The organism is Bradyrhizobium sp. USDA 4504, from assembly GCF_054063995.1.
This window is the reverse complement of sequence record NZ_JBSSGV010000001.1, coordinates 5,719,717-5,738,744: the sequence shown is the minus strand read 5'-3', so window position 1 is coordinate 5,738,744 and position 19,028 is coordinate 5,719,717. Positions and strand designations below refer to the sequence as shown.

The following is a 19,028-nucleotide window of genomic DNA, read 5'->3' as shown; positions in this document are numbered from 1 at the left end:
ATCGCGATGCTGACCCACCCGACCCTCGAGCAGATGCAGGCGCTCGGCCTTGCCGGAATGGCGGCCGCTTACCGGCAACTAGCCGAACAGGACAATGCCGCCGATCTCAGCCGGGATGAGTGGCTCGGCCTGATGCTCGATCGCGAAGCCGCCATGCGTGCCGACCGGCGCCTGACCAATCGGCTGGCCGCAGCCAAGCTGCGCTTCGTCGACGCCTGTATCGAAGACGTCGACTTCGCTTCCCGCCGCGGCCTTGACCGGCGCAACACCCTGCAGCTGGCGCAAGGCGCCTGGCTGAAAGCCCATGAGAACTTCATCATCACCGGCCTGACCGGGACTGGCAAAACCTGGTTGGCATGTGCCTTCGGACGCCAGGCGGCCAGGCTCGATCATTCCGTCCTTTATTTGCGTATGCCGCGCTTGTTCGAAGACCTCGCCATGGCCCGTCTCGATGGTCGCTTCCCGCGCCTCATCGATAAGCTTGCACGTGTCCAGTTGCTCATCCTCGACGATTGGGGCACCCACACCCTCAATGACCAGCAGCGCCTTGATCTCCTCGAAATCTTCGAAGAGCGCTACAGGCGCAAATCGACCTTGATTACCGCTCAGCTGCCCGTTGCCCAATGGCACGACATGATCGGCGAGCCAACCATCGCAGATGCTATCCTCGACCGGATCATCCACAACTCCCACCGTATCGCCCTCGAAGGCGACAGCATGCGAAGGAAAAAAGCCGCGCGCCCCTTGACCGACGTCGAAAACAGCGAAACGAATATCAACTGACTTCAACAACCAGGCAACCAAAAGCCAGCGCCGCCACGCTGTCCGCGATTTAGCGAAACTGCTGTCCGTCAGTTAGCGAAACCGCTGTCCCGTTTTTGCGAAATACGCATCCAATTGCCGCAGCGCTTGGCGATCCTGATCTGAAGGCCCAAGTGATGGAGGCGCTGGAGGACAACCCGCAGTACCTCGCTTACGTGTTGATGGGGATCTCAGCCATCACTATCGCGGCTCGGCTTCGATCGGTTGGGAAGGCCTGATCGATGTTGGAGACCGTCATTGGATGGTTCTTGAAGGGGCCGCTTGACCGCATCTTCAGTACCGTGGACAACGCGATTAACAATGAGACGACCCGAGAGCAGGTCAAGGCCGATCTCGCGAAGTCCTACCTCTCGTCTCAAGTCGCTATTTTAACCGGTCGCGGATGGTGGTTGCCACTACTGTTCATCGTGCCAGCAGGCTTCTGGTTTGCTGCTGTATGCGTCTATTCAGTCCTTTGGTGCAAGGCATGCGCCTTTCCACAGTCGTGGACGATTGCGGCGCTTCCCTCCCCACTGGATCAATGGATGGGAGCCATCTTTGGCTAGCTGTTCATCGCCAAAGCTGGCGGCGAAAATGTCGCGCGACTTAAGCGGTAGGGCAATGCGAAGTGGACTTGGCCCAGGAGCTATTGAAACTCGGCCCTGCGGGCCTGATCTGCGTCATTCTTGTGTACTCGCTTTACAAGTCCGAGCAACGCGAAGCGAAGAAGGATATCCGAATCCAGCTGCTCGAAAACCAGCTGACCGAAAGCTATGACAAGCGCGTGTTGGCTGCCGATCGCCTCGCCGAAGCCATTCACAGCACGCGTACCGCGTTGGAAGCCCTGACCTCAGAGATACGGGCAAAGCGATGAACCAGATCATCAATCAGTTTCGACGCATCTTCGCCGGCGACGGGCGCGGGGACAAAGATTTCACCCAGCAGGAAGAGCGGTTGAAGAAGGCTCAGGATGAACTGAAGGAAGCATCCGCTTCATTGGCGCGAGCCGCTAACCATCTCGCCGACTTCATCAAAGCCAGGATGTGATGGAGTTCCAGCCTTCATGATCGTTCTCTCGGTTCTCACCATCGCCATCGCGTTCAGGAGTGGCGCGAGTGGCGAACGAATCCGCCTGATCTTCTGGACAGGCGGTACTCGGCCTGATGCCTTCACGCCTGTTTCCCTCCCTAGACTTTCCCAGCGCCCTTTCGTTCACGCCGAGATGTTGAGGAAGTTACGACCTTGCCCCCGGGTGTGATTCTGATGCTGTGCCCATTAGGGCAGCTGAGATCGGATATCGTCCGGGACGCGAAGGCAAGCGTTGCTGCCGAAAGGATCAACGCCAGCTCGCGACAAATCGGGCACAGATACTTTTTGTCTGTAGGCGGTATTGGCGACGCCATCGGGCTCTCCGCCAAAACACTGCCGGGAAAACGCAGGTTAGGATTGCGGGTTCCCGTGCTGGCTCTCCTCTTGCGGGAAAGGATCGTGCGTTTTGCGGCCGAGGAAGGTGTCAGGCGGAGGTGGTTTTTAATAGTTCAGCCGCCTTTGCAATGAGTTCGCGGACGAATGCGGTCTGCTTGGATATTTGGGCGTCTTCATCGTGAACCCGATGAACAGGTTGGATTGGCATGGCTGTGCTCCTTGGCTTTGCAGGCGGGAGCGCTCTCGGTCTCTCAGCCACCGACGCCTACGGGCAGAGCCTTGGCCGGTGATAACTCATCAACGGCGCTGGAGCGATTTTGCTCAATAGTGAACATAAGCTGGCGCCTAATCGGCGTCGGGCTCTTCTTTGTGCCTCGCCACAGCTTCATTAACTTTGTGGCGGTCGAGCCGATCTTCGGGGGAGAGCATCGAGACAGGGCGCCAGATGCTAACGTTGATCTCCAAGTTTGAATTACGTGGCTTCGTGGCCCACTCCCACCATTGATCAAATGCGTCTTTGGTCACTCACGACTCCTGCGACATTGCCGGGTGCGTCCGGTTCTTGATCTTCCCCTGCCTGATATGGTTCGGGCCGGCGCTGCCTAGGCCGGTTCACTCGGCTGCCAATATGATCGCGCCCGGACTTGGGACTTTTAGCGCATGGAGATAATCGGCGCTGAACTCGGCCACCGTTTCGAGCTCCTCGCGCCGAAGCACGTAGGCGATTTGTCCGCGCCAATCGAGCAATCCCATCTTTCTCAGTTCCTGAACTGTGCGATTGACATGGACGGTTGAGAGGCCACAGGCATCCGCAAGGTCTTGCTGCGTTAAAGGAAGACGGAAAGTGTCGTTGTCGAGCAAACCCACCATCTCAAAACGGGTGGCAAGCTCGCAGAACAGATGCGCGACTCTTGGCAGCGCCGCCCTTGAGCCCAGGTTTTCGACCCATTCTCGGTAGATCGCTGCATGGATAAGGGTCTCTCGCCAAAATGCGTTTGTCAGCCCCGGAGATTCCTTCAACATCCGCCGGAGATGCGAATGGGATATGAAGGCCACAGTCGAGGTCCCCTCGCTGCAGAGATCGTGATCCAAAACGGGCAGATGCAGCGTATGGAGATCAGGTACGTCCCCCGGTACGTAGATGGACGATATTTGATTGCGTTCGGAAACAACCCTTCGACGCGACAGCATTCCAGTCATCACGACGGCACAATGCACGGGCACGTCGCCTTGCTGTGCGACGCGGTCGCCGTCTCTAGATGTTTTGATGATGTGAGGCATCTGCTGGAGCCGAACCTTGTCTTGCTCGGACAGCTCAACGACGGACAGCAAACGCGCGATTAGCTTGACATGCGGCATCAGACACTCCCTCCCCTTCGCTGGCGGGAGCACGAGAGTGTCTCTCAGTCACCAGCGCCCACAGAAAAGGCCTTGGCCGATGATGCTCAAGCAACGCGGGAAAGGGAACTAAGTTCCCGCGCTTGACTGAACCATCAGATGCGTGTTCGCCCCTGCGAGAAAGGTAGGAAATCTCGCTGTAACAAATTGATGCAGAAAGTGCGCTCCGCCGGGCGCAAGATTCACTTCGGTTATTTCGGGAACGCTACTTTGCCAAGATCCTCGATGGCATGGGGCAGGTGATTTTCATTTCCTATTTTTACAGCCCTAAAATGACGACCGCTGCATCCTGGCGGACAGCGGTTCGGCAATCAGTCTAGGCCCCAGCCAGTCCCCTCGCTGGGGCCTTTTTTTTGGAACAGGGGGCCACAGGCGCGGTTCTAGTCTCGCTTTGATGAGGAGTGGGACGCCCCCTCGGCCTCAGTGCTCTTCCCGGGCGCTGGGCCGTTTTTGCAGTTTGAGGTTAGCTCACTTTGTTGCGGCTGATCGCGAAGGAAAAGCGGACCGTCATAACGGGGCCGGCGTCGTCCCGGACCTCGATCTCCATTTGCTCAGCGCCGCTACCGCTGAGGGTCGCTACGGCATCACGGGCCATGCCGCCTAAAGATCGCGCAGCCTCGTCCTGTGCCGCGTCCAGATCCCGAAGATCGAGGCCTTCCTCGTCAGGGGTTGTTCCGTTGCCATCCTTTAAATCGAAGTAATACCGAGGCATTGAGCGCGCCCATTCATTTCCTAACATTTCAAAGCGAAATTCGGAGGCGCGTTCCTAGTGGCCCCGCTTTTTGAAATGCGGGCGGCCTGTTTGGGGAGCACAGGAACAGGTCCTCATTCGGCGGTTGGGTCATCGGCGGAGCTGCACCTCGATCACATCGCGGGTCGTGCCGGCATGCGGCGAGACGATCGCGACCTCGCGCTTGGCGAGCTGATTGATCAGGGTTGATTTGCCGACATTCGGCGGACCGGCGATCGCGACCACCAGGCCGTCGCGCAACCGCTTGCCTCCGGACAAGTCGAAGCACAAGGTCAATTTCGACAACCTCACGCCGCTGTTTCCCAATCAGCGTTGATTGGCGGTGATGGAGTGCGCGATGTTCTGCATCAACACCGTTTTGCCGGTGCGCGGCGGCGCCACGATCAGCGCGCGCACTGCCCCCCGCGGCATTCCGACAACGACGGAGCCGAGCTCCAGCGACGCCCCCGCGCTGGGGCTACTTCTCTAGGCCATCACCCGAACGGGTCTTTGCCTGGCTGAAGAATGGCGCAGGGCGCGCTTCCAGCAGTTGCCGGATGGACCGGACCGAGAATCGGCATTCAGGGCGGCGCGACTCTATCTGGAGGTTGGGGCGCGGCGCATGGCAGCCGAGCGGGGGCTTGTTTAGCGAACCCTGGTAGGCTTGCTCATCTCCGCAAGCCCGCCAGCAGTAATGCGATAGCTGACCTTTCCGTCAGCTTCTCGAATCTCAATCCACTGATGGCGAAGTAAGGTCAGCTTCAACTTTGCCTGATCTGGCAGATCGACAGCGGGGACCCATTCACCGCCCCGAAGGTGCTCCAGAAATTGCCGATGGCGATGATTGAACGAAGTGGCCAAGCCAAGCCCAAAGAGCAAAAATTGTTCAGAGTGGACGAATCCAGCAGTCCAGACATTATGGGCATCGAAGGCCCGTCCGTCGTGATCCAAATGGATCACTGACTTATCCCGCGCGAGGCCGACCCGTGAAATACAGCGACAGAACGCTCCCGACGCGATAGAGTGAGTTGTTGAACACAACCGAATGCGTCAAGTGGCTCGTGTATTGGGAGATCGTTCATGAGATTCTTTTTCCTCGGTATCGCAATGGTCGGAATCGTAGTCGGGACACAAGCAAAGGCAGGCGCGAGCCGAGACTATGAAGTTGACTACTACGCGGAGCGACAGCTTCAGACGCAGGTTGGAACGTTCTACAAGCCATGCGGTACCGGCGCCGCCACAATGAACGGGCAGCGAACGCACTACTTCAAGAAGTCGCAATCATCATGTCTGGTCACTGGGGGACATCCGCCGCCAGCGACAATAAGCTGCGAGTTCACCCAAGCGGGTTGCACAGACGCTCTCGCACATGCGTTTCCGCTCATCCCTCACGCACCCGGCTTCAGCCTGAGCATGGGTGCTGCACCCGCGTTGTTCCAAGCTAGCGCCGTTGACCAGGAGCTTTATAAGCGAAACAAGCGCGATTCCGGCGTGAAGTAAATCGGATTGGAGCTTTACGCGACTTAGGTGGCCTCCGGATTAGCCGCATTTGGAGCCGCCGCCTTTGCCGCGGCCAGTTCATTCGCCTTGTTAGCGCTGAGCGCTTTGATTTCCGCCAGCCGCATTTCTCGCTTATGCTTTTCATCAAAAAGCATCTCGATCAAGTCACAACATCTGAGCCTCGCCGGGCTCGATGTCGACGATTAGATTCACGTCCTTTTCCATGTGGGCGCCAATATTGCCAACGATGCGAACCGCGTCGATCGCATCCACGCTCTCGTGCGTTACGCCCTTTGGAGCCGTATGATCGTCTAGCTATTTTCGTCGATTAACGGCGGAATCTGCCTCCTAGAATTTCAAAGTCGTGCGCAGGCCGAAGACTGTTGCGTTCTTGAGCGCTCGGCCCGGGATCGGCCCCGCCGGGTCCGTTGCTCCGCCCCCGGGATGAATGATGTATTGGAAATTTGGCTGCAGGGTCCAGCCGTCCCGTAACTGATATTGATACACCGCCGTCAACAGTCCTTCGAAGCTGCGCACCGGCCATGTCGGACCAAAGAGTACGCGATAGTCGACGTCCAGTGCCTGAGCCCGCCTCGAGACGTGGGCGTAGCCAGCAGCGATGCCGAATTTGTCGTCTGGTCGTTTGTCGCTGAGGCCGATGAACTCGAGTCCGGCGTCAGCGTAGAGATCAATCAGATTGCGGTCCGCGGGAGCGCCGGAGATGCGAGCGAAAACGCCGATTCCCCGATCATCGCTTTTGGGCACGCGATAAATCTGCTGCTCGAAGACTGCCCATCCGCCGACATCGCCTGTCAACATCAGGGGAGTGCCGCTGCTGGCCGGCGCCGCAAGCGAAACGCCGTTGCTGGCGAGTTGAAGATCGGAGAATGGCCCGAGGTGACGCCACCCGCCGAACTTGATCTGGCCCGTCAGATTGGGATCGCCCTTCGTGTTGTTCCAGGAGTACTGGATTTGGCCCAGCAGAAGGGGCGGATCGTTAATCCGGAAGTTGACGCCATATCGGTTGCGTTGTTGTGGATCGCCTGGGCCCGGACCCGCCTGGTTGCCGTCGAAGACGCCGCCAAGAATGGATAGCTGATCCGTGATGTTGACCAGCAGCCGGGTGCCCATTGCCGCCAACGGCGGCGACGGACCGCCGCTGGGCAGGTCGAGAGATGTGATTGCCGGCCACCCCATCGATGCGTTGGTGAAGACATCTGTATATTTCGTGTTGAAGAACTCGCTATCGGCGGCGAGCTGCCCGAACTTCAGGGAGACCTTTTTGTTACCCCACTGCTTCTCGAAGTAGGCTTCGTAAAGTCGCGTCGACGGCAATGCCTCGATGCCGCTGACGACGAAGAGATTGTCGAGATAGTTGCGCGACAGTCCCGCACCGTGAATCTGGAACATATTGGCGTGGAAGGTAAGCTTGTCGATGCCGGCGAGCTTCTGCAGGTCGACATCGACGGCAAGGTTCAGCCGGCCTTCATAGATCGCTCCCTGCTTCAGCCCGCCGGAGAAATTTCCGAGCGTCTCGCCGATGTAGGTCGCGGCGAATTTGATCCCGTATTTTTGAAACGGGTTCGGCAGAAGTCCAAGCGTCTTCTCCTCGATGGTGCTCTCGCCGGTGTCCGGATCGGCAGGCTTGTCTTCGTCGGTCTTCTTGTCTTCCTGCGCGAAAGCGTGGGTGCCGGCGAGAAGCCCCGCAACAAGGACCGTCAGCGTCAGGCATCTAACGACCATGTTCAATCGAACCGCATAGCGAGGAGTCCGCAAGACAGGGGCACATTGGGACACGGTCGAATAGCAAACTCAAGAGGGCGCGCCCGTTGGCCGGTTCCGCCCAGGTGATTTTCCAAGCCCGTGATTTTTGCGGCAGCGCGAGAGGCGAGCCGGCTGAAAACGGCAACCCCGGGAGCAATCGGAACTTTGCCTTGACGCTGCCGTTCGTGAGTGGGGCCAGAAATGGAGGAGAGTGAGATGAATAAGCTGATCGTCTGCGGCGCCCTTGCCGCTTTTGTGCTCGGTGCGCAGGCTGCGAGCGCCGCCGAATTCTACATCGTGCGCGATGCCGCGACTAAGAAATGCACGGTCGTCGACACAAAGCCGACAACTACCACCACGACGGTCGTTGGCGACGGCGTCTATAAGACCAAGACGGAAGCCGAATCCGCCGTGAAGACCACCAAGGTCTGCACCGAACAGTGATGATCCGTCGGCCATGGTTCGGGCCGGTCGGAAGGACAAGGAGGATGAACGATGCCTGTATTTCTGTTGTGGGCCGTTCCCGCCGTCACCGTGATCGGCGGCGCCGGCTATTGGCTGATTCACATACACTGATCAAACTACGATGATCACGAAGCGGCCCGTCCGGTCATGTCAGGCGAGTCGCTTTTCTGCCGGGCCGGCGCCCTTTTCGGACGGGCAGCGGACGAAGCCAGGCAACCACGCCAACCGCCGTACGTTGACCCTCGAATGGGGCGCAGCTACGGAGCCGCCGATGATCGAAACCGATACCCTTTTGGTGAAGTGCCCCAACTGCGGCGCTTGGCCTATGGCGGCGGGCCCGGACGCCCCCTATTCCCATCAGGACGTTCGGCTGAGATGCGCCAAGTGCGGCCATGGCGAGGATGGCCGGCTGCGACGCTCCACGTCCGTCGAACGCCCCCCACAGCAGCCGCATGCCGTTTGAATCATGAAGATACGCGCGCACTTGCAAAGCCACATCGTCGAGCTCGATGACGGCTCGAGATGGCAGATCTTTCCGGGCGATCTCGACTTGACGCTGAACTGGGAGCCCGAGACGGACCTGATGGTTCTCGATGCAGACGACGAAGTTGCGTCTCATGTCCTGGTCGGTAGTGGCGCAAAGGTGCGCGCGAGGCCCGTGGGCGACAGCTGGCCTGCGACGCAAGTCAAGGACGCGCTGAAGGGCGGTTGAGCGCTTTTTTGCAACCCGCCGGTTGGAAGACGAGTTTGGCTCGCGGAGGCGCAGGGATGCCGACGCCTGGCGTTGTCGATCAGCGATCTGGATACTGTCGAGCGGCTAAATGCGCTGGGCGATCCTGCTCCGGAAGAGCGTGACGAAATCGAGAAGCTGCTCGCGAAGATCGACACCGCGCTGAGCTTGCTCGAGCCGCGACATGTTGCCGGACCGAGCAGCGAATGAACCGGCGCTGCCGCCAGTCAGCGCGCGGCAAGCTGACAAAGCGATCTCGGACGATGATCGTCTCCGTGTGGCGCAGGGCTGGCTAGGCCTACTCCGGAGACGCCCGCAGTCGGAGCAAGAGGCGTTCGAAGCTAGAAGCAAAGCCGAGGGCACAGGGCAGCCCGACTCGGAGGCCTCGAACTAGCGATAATTGGTGAACAATTTCCGAGAGGAACGCGCCTTCTGTCCAAAATTAACAGAGCATCGCTAATGGCAGTGGAGCAACGCATGCAAAAGCGGCGTCGTTTCAAACAAGAGCATTCTCTAGAAGTGCGGTTGACAGAAGAGGCCAAGAGCCTGCGCGACGAAGCCAGCGGGCTTCCACCAGGTATCGAGAAAGAAGAGCTGTTGAAGAAGGCCCGACAGGCTGAGACTGGCGCTCACATGAGCGAGTGGCTCCCCTCCCGGACTCCAGCCGTCCACCTAGCTTGACCTACGTCAACGTGGCTTTAGCTGCTGGCCTGAGAGTTCGCGTTGATTTGGCTGCGGATGTCGTAGAGGCCGCCTCAGTTGGCGGCCTCTTTCATCCTGGATCCAATTCATATGTTGGCCGAAAATCCGGCGAAGTGCCATCATATTGGGATACTGAATACCCAAAAGATGACCGAGGTATTGGCGCAGCGCTCTCATTCCGGTATCTGACAGGAACTGCTGGTCTTGCGGTCCTTCGGGCCCTGAGCACTTGCGGCCCCGCCAGCCGGCGTTATTCGGCCTGTTCGATCGCGGCTGGCATTTTGGCTACCGACATCAGAGATCGAGCGACTTGGTTTAGCAACTGATCAGAATTCTCCTCCTCCGCAAGTGACTTCGACAACAGCGCGACGACTGCACTGTGGCGTAGCTGCTGGGCGAGATTCTTCGCCGTGGTGTAAGCCGAGATTTCATAGTGCTCCACACGCTGTGCAGCTCCGATTAAGGCGAGGTCCGCGGCCGCGTCTTCCTTTTCCTCTCCTTCAGCCATGATTTCCTGGCCTTCCTCGATAAGCCCCATCATGCCCTTGCAAGGCTTCGCTCGGACGGTCTTGCCGAGCAACTCGAAGCATTCATTGATGCGCTCCACCTGGTTTTCGGTCTCGACGAGATGTTGCTCAAACAGCTCTCGCAACTGATCGAAGCGAGCTGCCTCGGCCATCTTCGGAAGCGTCTTGGTGAGTTGCTTTTCGGCATGCAGGATGTCGCGGAGCTCATCGATCAACAAGTCGCCAAGCCCGGCTTGGTCTTCTGGCGGCGAACTTTCCGCGACGATCGCGGCGGACGTGCCGGGGTCAGCCTGGATCGCTGGCGATTCCGTGAAGACCCAGCCATTGCCCTCGTTCCACGGACCGCGGGCGTCGATCTCGCCGTGGTCGCCGGCCCCGGTGGAGTCGTTGAAGAACTGGTCGACCAGTCCCGGTGTCGGGGCGATGCGGCCGATGCTGAAAGCGGGCTTGGCCATGCTCTCGAGCGCCAGCGCGAACGCTCTCATGTGTGTGATTTCCCGAGTCATCAGGAACTGCAGCGCGTCCTTGGTACCGGCGTCGTCGCAGAAATTGATTAGGCGTTCATAGACGATCTTGGCCCGCGCTTCGGCGGCGATGTTGCTGCGCAGATCGACGTCGAGCTCGCCCGTTATCTTCAGGTAGTCGGCCGTCCACGCATTGCCCTGGGAATTGAACAGGTTCACGCCGCCGCCACCAGCAATCGCAATCAGGGGATCGGCTTCGGCGGCCTGGCGATCGAACTTCGCCGGCTTGAGGTGCATCCGGGCGAGTGTCCCCACGACTTCGAGGTGACTCAGTTCCTCGGTGCCAATATCCATCAGCAGGTCCTTGCGATCCGGATCCTCGCAGTTGAGCCCCTGTATTGAATATTGCATCGCGGCAGCGAGTTCGCCGTTGGCACCACCGAACTGTTCAAGAAGCATGTTGCCAAAACGAGGGTCTGGTTCATCGACGCGGACAGTGAACATCAGCTTCTTGACATGGTGGTACATCGAAAGGCCTTGCAATGAGAGGGGAGATCATCCCGAACGGAAGCCAGGATCGTTTGTTCCTATCGGACGGAGGATTCCTGCCCGGACGCCGAACCGCCGACTTTCCTTGTTTGGAAAGCCGGGGGAGGACCTCGACGGCACGTTGAGCGTTGGGGAGGTACTTACCTTTCCGATCGTTGAGACATGTTCAAGATCGCTAGCTTGTCAGCAAGGCGCCTTGGCCGCAGTCCAAGCTTTCCGGTGAATGTTAGACCGACCAGAGCGGATGTCGCGGTGGCACATTCAATCGCCCGCAGCACTGCGCCGGCCCCGGAGCAGGTGGCCCGCGCCCAGACCTGGGGCGCAGATGAGAAGCTTCTTCTGGTCCTGACAGCCGTCGGCCGGCTTGCCTCGCGCGGTTGTGGGGTGCCGCTGCGGCGCGCAGGAAACCATGCTCTGCCAGTGACGGTCACTGCGTCGCTGCTGCCCCATGATTTAAAACTCGTATTCGACCAAACTCGGCCGGATCGTCCGACGGTGATTGGGCATATGCATGGCGTCCCGCTTTCCGGCAAACGAAAAGATGCGTTTCCCTCAGGCCACGCGCTGCACATGGACTGGCACCGGCGGCCAGCGGGTTGCCGGCTGGTCCCCGGCGGGCGATCCGCGCGATTGCGGTCGGGCTGTCGCTCACTCGCATTGCGATCCTGGCGCATTGGGCGAGCGATGTCGTTGCCGGCTTCGCACTCGGGGCGATTCTCGAACGGGTCCTCCGGCTTTGGACCGGCTACTCGAACGGAATTTCAAAGGAGGATGATCATGCCGACTCTTGAAGACCTGAAGGGATACATGGAGCGCGCAACCGGTCTGAAGCGCCCCGGCAAGCGGAAGGCTGTGGATCTCGCGCGAGCGCGAAAGCCTGTTACGGTTCGCTTTAAGGACGACGGTCTCATTCCAAATCACCCGCGATGGCCGCTTATACTGTATCGAAACGCGGTCGCTTTCGACGAGGGCCTGGACGCCGCAGCCGTGATCGAGGACCTATTTGAAGCGAACGGATGGGGAGATAGCTGGCGGGATGGCATCTACGATTACGTGCATTATCACTCCAGGATCCATGAGGTGCTCGGCATCGCGCGCGGCAAGGGCCGCGTTCGGTTCGGCGGCAACAAAGGGAAGATCTTCACCCTGAAGGCTGGGGACATCGCGGTTCTTCCCGCCGGCACAGGCCATCAGTGCCTTTCCGCGGGCGATGAGTTCCTCGTCATCGGGGCATACCCGCCGACCGGTACATACGACGAGTGCACGAGCGTCGAAGACCGTCAGCGGGCGCTGAAAGCCATTCCGAAAGTTTCGGTGCCGCGTAAGGATCCGGTCTATGGGGCCGGCGGGCCGCTCTCGAAGCTCTGGAAGAAAGCGAAATGACCGAGTACGTCATCCGCTTCGTCCTCGGGGGCGCCGTCGTATCGGCCTTCGCAATGCTGGGAGATCTCCTGCGTCCAAAGAGCTTCGCCGGCCTGTTCGGAGCAGCACCCTCGGTCGCGCTCGCGACGCTTGGGATCGCGGTGTATCAGCACGGGGTCAATTACGCCGCCTTGCAAGCTCAGGCGATGATTGCGGGAGCTGTTGCGCTCGCCATCTACGGTGTCGTCGCCTGCCATCTGCTTGTCCGCGCAAAGCTGCGAGCGGTGACGGCGACCTTGCTGTCACTCGTCATTTGGCTGGTCGCCGCTTTCGGGCTGCTGGTTTTCGCTGGAGGTCAGACGTGAGCCCCATCCGCTTTTCAACGTCATCTCTCAAGGAAGGCCGCTGGTACGAATATCTGATTCGCTTCGTGCTTGGCGGCGCTGCGACCGTCTATACCGGCCTCATCAGCAGTCGCTATGGAGCAGTCATCGGTGGCGTTTTTCTTGCCCTTCCAGCCATATTCTGCGCGAGCGCAACGCTGATTGAGAAGCATGAAATTCGCCGCAAGCGCGAAGCGGGTCTCGCCGGCAAGCGCCGCGGGCAAATGGCGGCCGCCGTCGATGCCGCTGGCGCTGCGCTCGGCGCGCTGGGCATGCTGGCCTTCGCGGTTGGTTTCTCGATGCTAATCCCACGCGGCAACATCCCCGCCGTCTTCGTCGGCGCCTCCCTCGCCTGGTTGACTATCGCGGTAGCGGCTTGGTACGTGCGCCGGAAAATGAGATCGACGCGGACCGTGAAAGAGCCCAGCGGCTCCACGAATTCGCGAACGCGATAGACGGGCTGGCGATCTTTTCTTCATTAGTTCGCAATGAGGAAGTTTGATCTCGTCATGGCCGAGCTACCTTCCGGGCATTCATATCGGCACCGTCACCCGCCCAGATATTGATTTCCCAGCAGTACACGGGCTGACGCGACTCCTGTTGAGGCACTTGAGGTCCTATTGGGGCATTTGAGGGCCGGCGAAATGCAGCACGGTTCGTCCCAAGATCGTGCACAAGGGAGACCAGAGGAACTGCGGTTATCGGCGCGGGTTGAATGCAAAGCAGTCCAGTTGCTGCCCGCGGCTTGTGCAAGGTTTAGAATGGCCGACGATACGACCAAGACCACCGGCATAGCCGCACACGGCGCCTCTCGCCTCCCGTGGGTCGAGATCGACAGTTTCAACCTCGAACTTAAAGATGAGGACGAATTCCTGGGGGACCGTGCCAGCAAGGGCGCCTTCCGGGAAACTCTCGAAAAATGGCGAAAGCCGCTGCGCAAATTTGGCGAAGATCCCTTCGGGAAGGAGCTTTCCGAAGATATCAGCAAAAAGGAGCTCGACGCCGTCCTTGGCGGCGACGATCCCGAAGCCTCCGTTGTCGTCCACAGCGCCATCGAGGACTTTGCACAGGAGCTCGCCCGCGTAACGCGGCAGTTCCTAAAAGCCAAGGCCCGGGAAAAAACCGAGCGCATCGTAGTGGGCGGCGGTTTTCGGGACAGCCGCCTCGGCGAACTCGCCATCGCCCGGGCCGACATCCTCCTGAAGGCGGACAACTATAAGGTCGAGATGCTCCCGATCCATTCTCATCCGGACGACGCCGGCCTTATCGGCGCGCTATATCTCGCTCCATCCTGGATATTCGAAGCGCACGACTCCATCCTTGCCGTGGACATCGGAGGCACGAACATCCGCTGCGGCGTCGTGGAAACGCGACGCAAGAAGGCGCCGAACCTCTCCAAGGCGTGCGTGTGGCAGTTCGAGCTATGGCGTCATGCCGACGACGAGCCGTCGCGTGAGAACGCTGTGAGGCGCCTTGTCAAGATGCTCAAAGAACTGATCGCGAAGGCGGAAGACGAGGGATTCAAGCTCGCGCCATTCATCGGCATCGCATGCCCAGGCGTTATCAAGAGCGACGGCTCGATCGAGAAGGGCGCGCAGAACTTGCCCGGCAACTGGGAGAGCAGCAAGTTCAATGTACCCGCAAGTCTCGTCCAGGCGATCCCGCAGATCGGGGAGAACGACACCGCGGTCATCATGCACAACGATGGGGTCGTGCAGGGACTTTCTGAGTCCCCTTCATGCAAGACGTGAAGCGTTGGGGCGTGCTGACGATCGGCACCGGTCTCGGCAACGCCCGCTTTACCAACCGCAATGGCAAAGGCGAACGCTGAGGTTATGGGAAGAAGATGGCTCGATATCCGGTAAAATGAGGGCCGATCGTTGGCTGGGTTGTGAAACGCGTTTTTGGGGGAGACCAAGATCGGCATCTCAGGAGGCAGCTGAAATTTCCTTCCTGAACTGGCATAGGCGGCGGTCACCACCGCGATTTCGTTCGGCCAAGGGCGACTTTTTGCCGCTCATAGGGCAAGGTTTCAACGGAGGAACCTCGCTGACTTCGCGGGTTTATCACCGGAAGGAGGGATCGCGCTAGCGAGTGGAAATGACTGCTGTGATAGCGGCGGCCGAGCGTGTCGCTGCCGACTAACCGTCGAAGAGGCCGTGATTAGCGGAAACCCAGCCCACGATCCCTACAGAGTTGAAGGAGGCACGTGGTGACCCAACCGACCGAAAAGGAAATCGAGAAGCGCGCCTACGAGATATGGGAGCGGAGCGGCAAGCCCGAAGGCAGGGAGGAAGAATTCTGGCGGTTGGCGGAGCAGGAGTTGCGAAACGAGGACAAGTCATCTCCCCTCCGCACTCCAGATAGCCTGTAAGCAGAGAAGAAGCGCTAACCGGATGTCTCATTCCGCAGCAGCCGAAACTGTATTGCTGTACTTTGTGCTGCCCCTTTGGTTATTGGCGGGGTTTGCTGATTATCTTTGCCATCGCGCATCTCGGATTGAGACGACAAGCGGCTATAAGGAAACCCTACTTCATCTGTTGATGTTGATCGAACTTGCGATACCATTGCTGGCGGCGATTTTTTTTGAAATCAACGCTCTTATTATTGCGGCTATGATCGTGGGCTTTGTTACGCACCAGCTGACAGCCCTCTGGGATACAACATTCGCCAGCCATAAGCGGAACATCACGCCCATCGAACAGCAGGTCCATAGTTTTCTCGAGCTGATGCCTCTCATGGCGATGGTGATCGTCATCATCTTAAACTGGCCGCAATTCCTCAGCCTTTGGGGACTGGGTTCTGGGCCCGCACGTTACGAACTCGCCCTGAAGCGAGAGCCATTACCATGGACGTATGTGGCGGCGTTTCTATTCGCGGTCCTGCTGTTTGAAGTCCTTCCCTATATGGAGGAATTCGTTCGAGGCTTACGGTCGCGGAAGAGGGCTTAGCTCCGAACGCGGAGCACCATCAATGAAGGTTGCCGTCATCGGAGCGACAGGACTTTTAAGGTCCGCTATTGTGGCTGGCTTTCCTCGCACGGCCATTCGGTCCTTTCGATGAGTAGAATCGCCGACATTAGGTGTCCTGGCACGATCTCAACGAGGCGCGGATTGTATCTTCACAACCACCGCTGTCGTTGCACAGCCCGTCAACAGGCTCGCTGCTTGTGCTGCACGTCGGTTACTCCTTCTGGGAAGGATGGATCGTGGTCGATGGTGCTGTATCTCTCGTCTCACCGAATCTGCTGGCTGTGGTTTGCCTTCGGCATTCCAGTGTTCATGGCGGTGGCCGCTATACTCTGGCTGATGATAGCTAAACCTTAACTTGAGGTGTTTTGAAGCGTGATGGCAGTGCCGAGCTCGCCAGGATGCTCCGCTCGCGGTGGCATGCCAGCTTGCAGTAGTTGCCGGGGAGCGAGCAGGCCTCCGGGATGGTCGAGCGGATAGGAGGGGATACCTGTTAGGCCGCCAAAGCGCCCGTTGCTCAGGCGCGCCTCCGTAATTGGCCAAGAACTCTGCGTGCGAGATGAATATACGCAATCGCTCTGGATGAATGTCCCGGTGGTCGAAGTTGCTAGCCTGTCGGGATCCGACCGGGCGGACGTGGTCGTGGTCGGTTCTGGCATTGCTGGGCTGCCGGTGGCGTGGAGCTTGCAAGCCGTGGGCGCTCCGTGATCGTGCTGGATCGACACCGCCATGACGGCGCGCACGACCGCGCATCTCGCCACAGCGCTGGACGACTATTCCAAGGAGCTCGTGGGCGCGCGCGGCGAGGAATGTGCGCCTTACTACCAAAGCGTCATGACCGCGATTGACCGCTGAAGCTATCCTGGAACTCGAAAACGTCGACTGCGATTTCTGCCGGGTCGACGGAATCTGGGTGCATTGCCGAATCCCAGACCGGGCGGCCAACCGCCAGCGGCAGCAAAAGGGGAAAGGAGCCGCCTCGCAACGGCTCCGTCCTTCCGCTATTTCTTGCCCTCGCCGACCGTAGGCGCGGGCTTCTTGTCGAGATCCTGCGCCATCTCAAGATGATGCTTAAGCACCGGCAGGGTTTTGCCGGCCCAATTCTTCAGATCCGCGTTATCGCCGCCCTTGGCATAGCGCTCGAACAGGTCGACGGCATCCTTATGAGCGCTGACCTGCATCGAATTGAACTCCGAGCTGAAGTCGTTACCGTTGGCACCCTTCAGCTTGTCGAGCTTGCTTTGGTGCGATGAATCGAGAGCGCTGGGCAATTCGGCTTTCACCTTGCCACTGGTGACAAGTCCCTTCAGCTCGGTGCTGGTTTTGGTGTGGTCCGTTACCATCTGGGAAGCGAAAGTTTTCTCCGCTGCATTTCCCTTCTGCTGTGCGAGCTTGTTAGACTCGATTTCAAACATGTCCGATATCGCGACCTGCTTGACAAAATCCACCGTCGAGGGGCTGACCCCGAGCACGGAATTGACCCCGGTCTTTTCGCTGACGGATTGCGCCATGACCGGTGTCGCCAGCAAAATGCACGCGATTGCTATTATAGTGCGTCTCATGTGTATCTCCATCAGTTTGCGGTCTTGCAATTGACGCCCTTGCGAGGCGTTAGTTGAGCTTAGTCGCGGTCTGCTCGTCGAATTTGGCGGCGAGGGATCGAACGATATCGTGTGGCTGAGCTTTCCATCCAGGCGATCAAGACGTCGTAGTGGCGACCGGCCGCAACAGGAGACCCGCCAGATAGCAGCGGCCTCAAGTAATCGGTCTTGCGGCATCTTCGACCGCTCGGGCGGTGGAACGATCCCGTGACCAAACGAGCCTGTTGCGGGTGTAGACCTCCTTGCGGTTGAGGCGGAACTGGACGCAGTAGCCGTCGCATTTGCGCTTTTCGCTGATTCCCGCCCCGTTCTTGGCCAAGCTATCGTCAAAGGCGAGGTGGTGGTTGGCCTACGCACTACCCTGAAGTTTTAAGCCGAGTGCCGGTAAACGTGGCGGAGGTATACGCGTCACTACGCAGCGACCTGTACATCGGCTCCATTACTTCTTTTTCTTGGGGACTTTCTTGCCTTTTTTGCGGGCCTTGGAAAGTCCGATCGCGATCGCCTGCTTCTTGCTTTTTACCTTGCCGCCCTTTCCGCCACGGCCACTTTTGGCCGTCCCCTTCTTGTACCGTCGCATCTCGCTCTTGACGTCCGAGCCCGAGCTCTTCGAGTAGCGACGCTTCTTCTTGGCTTTTTTTGCCATGGGTTCTTCACTTTCCACTAAAAGACGCTGCTAGTTGAACTGCCAGAAGCATGACTTCCGCGCTGTCGGCTTTCCCATCCACCGCATCGACAATCTAGATGGCGCTGGCAAGTTCCAACGCACCATTCCGAGCATCCGTTAGAGGATATACCGAATGCGGTGTCCTCATAGGAACGCTGTCAGATGTTTCACGCTTGATAGGTTGGAGAACCTCGATCGATGCGCCGCACCAGAATTCGGCTCAAGCACCAGCCATCCGACCAAGCCGGCCGACGCGGTTGGCGGCTTAGCACCGAGGAAGATGAAGAAGGTATCGAGGATTGGATGGTCGGCGGAGGCGACAGCCCGTCAGCTTGAACGGCAAATACTCCCGGAAATTGTTGCTGCATCAACCAAGGGATCAGGGTAGCCACACGATGGTTCGTCCCAAGGGTTCACCTCCTATTTCGAGCCCGATTCAGCGGGCCAGCCGTTTGATGGTCTTGGCCGCACGGCTGGGACCATGCCAGCCGAGAAACTTCAGCTCCTTGTTCTCCAGCGCATTCGTTGCTCGAAAGAACTGTTCGAGGTCATCGCGTGCATGGGTGGGAAGATCGCGGATATCCTTGAGATCAGTTTCGAGCGGTGATCTATCAGGCACCGCAAACACCCGATCGTTGCGCTCCGTCTTGCCCTTTTTCTTCTGTTCGACTTCGAGAATGCCGATGGGACGGCAGCGCAGCACGACGCCCGGATAGGTCTGCGCGTCATGCAAGATCAGCACATCCAGCGGATCGCCATCCTCGGCCTTGGTCGAGGGAATGAACCCCCAGTCGTAGGGATAGGTCAGGCCGGCCATCAGTGGCTTCGCCAAGGCAAAAACGCCAAGCTTCGGATCGAAATCGAGCTTGCACGAACTGCCGCGCGGCGTCTCGACCACGGCGAAGATGTTGTTATGGTCGGCCCAACTCGGTAGTTTTGTCAGATTGGTCATGGCGGACGACTCGGGCCTCGAAAGGAGCAGCGGGCCCGA

General features: G+C 58.9%; 23 protein-coding genes and 3 pseudogenes. 15 read left to right on the top strand and 11 right to left on the bottom strand.

Annotation, left to right across the window (positions count from 1 at the left end):
• The first annotated feature begins 6 nt into the window (after positions 1-6).
• From istB to ACVMB1_RS26925, 4 genes are all read left to right on the top strand, one after another.
• A complete protein-coding gene (istB, locus tag ACVMB1_RS26940; RefSeq protein WP_253609770.1) occupies positions 7-783 on the top strand; it encodes an IS21-like element helper ATPase IstB in 777 nt (258 codons plus the stop codon).
• A 260-nt stretch (positions 784-1,043) separates the two neighbouring features.
• The gene (locus ACVMB1_RS26935) at positions 1,044-1,367 is read left to right on the top strand and encodes a hypothetical protein (RefSeq protein WP_076829473.1); all 324 of its coding nucleotides are present in this window, start codon (positions 1,044-1,046) and stop codon (positions 1,365-1,367) included.
• A gap of 68 nt (positions 1,368-1,435) precedes the next feature.
• Positions 1,436-1,675, top strand: a complete 240-nt coding sequence (locus tag ACVMB1_RS26930; RefSeq protein WP_158074211.1) for a hypothetical protein — start codon at positions 1,436-1,438, stop codon at positions 1,673-1,675.
• Positions 1,672-1,848, top strand: coding sequence for a hypothetical protein (locus ACVMB1_RS26925; protein WP_158074210.1), 177 nt, complete (start codon positions 1,672-1,674; stop codon positions 1,846-1,848). Before ACVMB1_RS26930 ends, ACVMB1_RS26925 begins: the two co-directional genes overlap by 4 nt.
• 723 nt (positions 1,849-2,571) lie before the next feature.
• Here the strand turns inward: ACVMB1_RS26925 and ACVMB1_RS26920 are convergent.
• The 7 genes and pseudogenes from ACVMB1_RS26920 to ACVMB1_RS26890 all read right to left on the bottom strand — a co-directional run bounded on the left by ACVMB1_RS26920 (position 2,572) and on the right by ACVMB1_RS26890 (position 7,597).
• Entirely contained in the window at positions 2,572-2,751 is a 180-nt protein-coding gene (locus tag ACVMB1_RS26920; protein WP_076829470.1) for a hypothetical protein, read from the bottom strand.
• A gap of 87 nt (positions 2,752-2,838) precedes the next feature.
• A complete protein-coding gene (locus tag ACVMB1_RS26915; RefSeq protein ID WP_076829467.1) occupies positions 2,839-3,585 on the bottom strand; it encodes a Crp/Fnr family transcriptional regulator in 747 nt (248 codons plus the stop codon).
• Between the two features lie 502 nt (positions 3,586-4,087).
• Complete coding sequence (locus ACVMB1_RS26910) at positions 4,088-4,336, bottom strand: DUF6894 family protein (protein ID WP_028344455.1); 249 nt, start codon at positions 4,334-4,336, stop codon at positions 4,088-4,090.
• 138 nt (positions 4,337-4,474) lie between these two features.
• Positions 4,475-4,624 (bottom strand): annotated as a pseudogene (locus tag ACVMB1_RS26905) (GTPase); the annotation flags it as partial.
• A 375-nt stretch (positions 4,625-4,999) separates the two neighbouring features.
• A complete protein-coding gene (locus ACVMB1_RS26900; protein ID WP_158074209.1) occupies positions 5,000-5,314 on the bottom strand; it encodes a hypothetical protein in 315 nt (104 codons plus the stop codon).
• A 563-nt stretch (positions 5,315-5,877) separates the two neighbouring features.
• Positions 5,878-6,018: a hypothetical protein gene (locus tag ACVMB1_RS26895; RefSeq protein WP_158074208.1), complete on the bottom strand. Its 141-nt coding sequence runs from the start codon at positions 6,016-6,018 to the stop codon at positions 5,878-5,880.
• A gap of 184 nt (positions 6,019-6,202) precedes the next feature.
• Complete coding sequence (locus ACVMB1_RS26890) at positions 6,203-7,597, bottom strand: carbohydrate porin (protein ID WP_076829462.1); 1,395 nt, start codon at positions 7,595-7,597, stop codon at positions 6,203-6,205.
• 237 nt (positions 7,598-7,834) lie between these two features.
• Between ACVMB1_RS26890 and ACVMB1_RS26885 the strand changes: the two genes are divergently transcribed.
• From ACVMB1_RS26885 to ACVMB1_RS26870, 4 genes are all read left to right on the top strand, one after another.
• Positions 7,835-8,062, top strand: coding sequence for a hypothetical protein (locus ACVMB1_RS26885; protein ID WP_076829459.1), 228 nt, complete (start codon positions 7,835-7,837; stop codon positions 8,060-8,062).
• A 505-nt stretch (positions 8,063-8,567) separates the two neighbouring features.
• Entirely contained in the window at positions 8,568-8,795 is a 228-nt protein-coding gene (locus ACVMB1_RS26880; RefSeq protein ID WP_233475235.1) for a hypothetical protein, read from the top strand.
• Positions 8,796-8,867: 72 nt separating this feature from the next.
• Positions 8,868-9,023 (top strand): hypothetical protein, encoded by a 156-nt coding sequence (locus ACVMB1_RS26875; RefSeq protein ID WP_194295374.1) that lies wholly within the window; start codon positions 8,868-8,870, stop codon positions 9,021-9,023.
• Between the two features lie 267 nt (positions 9,024-9,290).
• The gene (locus ACVMB1_RS26870) at positions 9,291-9,494 is read left to right on the top strand and encodes a hypothetical protein (protein ID WP_076829540.1); all 204 of its coding nucleotides are present in this window, start codon (positions 9,291-9,293) and stop codon (positions 9,492-9,494) included.
• A gap of 271 nt (positions 9,495-9,765) precedes the next feature.
• Here ACVMB1_RS26870 and ACVMB1_RS26865 read toward each other — a convergent pair whose 3' ends face one another.
• Positions 9,766-11,034 (bottom strand): DUF892 family protein, encoded by a 1,269-nt coding sequence (locus ACVMB1_RS26865; protein ID WP_076829453.1) that lies wholly within the window; start codon positions 11,032-11,034, stop codon positions 9,766-9,768.
• 798 nt (positions 11,035-11,832) lie between these two features.
• Between ACVMB1_RS26865 and ACVMB1_RS26860 the strand changes: the two genes are divergently transcribed.
• From ACVMB1_RS26860 to ACVMB1_RS26830, 7 genes and pseudogenes are all read left to right on the top strand, one after another.
• Positions 11,833-12,438: a cupin domain-containing protein gene (locus ACVMB1_RS26860; protein WP_076829536.1), complete on the top strand. Its 606-nt coding sequence runs from the start codon at positions 11,833-11,835 to the stop codon at positions 12,436-12,438.
• On the top strand, positions 12,435-12,782 hold the full coding sequence (locus ACVMB1_RS26855) for a DUF3147 family protein (RefSeq protein ID WP_076829450.1): 348 nt from the start codon (positions 12,435-12,437) through the stop codon (positions 12,780-12,782). The genes ACVMB1_RS26860 and ACVMB1_RS26855 overlap by 4 nt, the downstream gene beginning before the upstream one ends.
• Positions 12,779-13,255, top strand: coding sequence for a DUF3147 family protein (locus ACVMB1_RS26850; RefSeq protein WP_076829448.1), 477 nt, complete (start codon positions 12,779-12,781; stop codon positions 13,253-13,255). Before ACVMB1_RS26855 ends, ACVMB1_RS26850 begins: the two co-directional genes overlap by 4 nt.
• 306 nt (positions 13,256-13,561) lie before the next feature.
• A pseudogene (locus ACVMB1_RS26845) lies at positions 13,562-14,631 on the top strand (ROK family protein).
• A 381-nt stretch (positions 14,632-15,012) separates the two neighbouring features.
• Entirely contained in the window at positions 15,013-15,174 is a 162-nt protein-coding gene (locus ACVMB1_RS26840; protein ID WP_075968978.1) for a DUF2934 domain-containing protein, read from the top strand.
• Between the two features lie 22 nt (positions 15,175-15,196).
• The gene (locus ACVMB1_RS26835; RefSeq protein WP_076829445.1) at positions 15,197-15,751 is read left to right on the top strand and encodes a hypothetical protein; all 555 of its coding nucleotides are present in this window, start codon (positions 15,197-15,199) and stop codon (positions 15,749-15,751) included.
• Positions 15,752-16,498: 747 nt separating this feature from the next.
• On the top strand, positions 16,499-16,624 hold the full coding sequence (locus ACVMB1_RS26830) for a hypothetical protein (protein ID WP_256521279.1): 126 nt from the start codon (positions 16,499-16,501) through the stop codon (positions 16,622-16,624).
• A 146-nt stretch (positions 16,625-16,770) separates the two neighbouring features.
• Here the strand turns inward: ACVMB1_RS26830 and ACVMB1_RS26825 are convergent, their stop codons facing one another.
• The 3 genes and pseudogenes from ACVMB1_RS26825 to ACVMB1_RS26815 form a co-directional block, all read right to left on the bottom strand.
• Positions 16,771-17,331: a DUF4142 domain-containing protein gene (locus ACVMB1_RS26825; protein ID WP_076829442.1), complete on the bottom strand. Its 561-nt coding sequence runs from the start codon at positions 17,329-17,331 to the stop codon at positions 16,771-16,773.
• A 487-nt stretch (positions 17,332-17,818) separates the two neighbouring features.
• A pseudogene (locus tag ACVMB1_RS26820) lies at positions 17,819-18,016 on the bottom strand (DUF6496 domain-containing protein); the annotation flags it as partial.
• A 457-nt stretch (positions 18,017-18,473) separates the two neighbouring features.
• A complete protein-coding gene (locus tag ACVMB1_RS26815; RefSeq protein ID WP_246786723.1) occupies positions 18,474-18,935 on the bottom strand; it encodes an inorganic diphosphatase in 462 nt (153 codons plus the stop codon).
• Between the last annotated feature and the right edge of the window lie 93 nt (positions 18,936-19,028).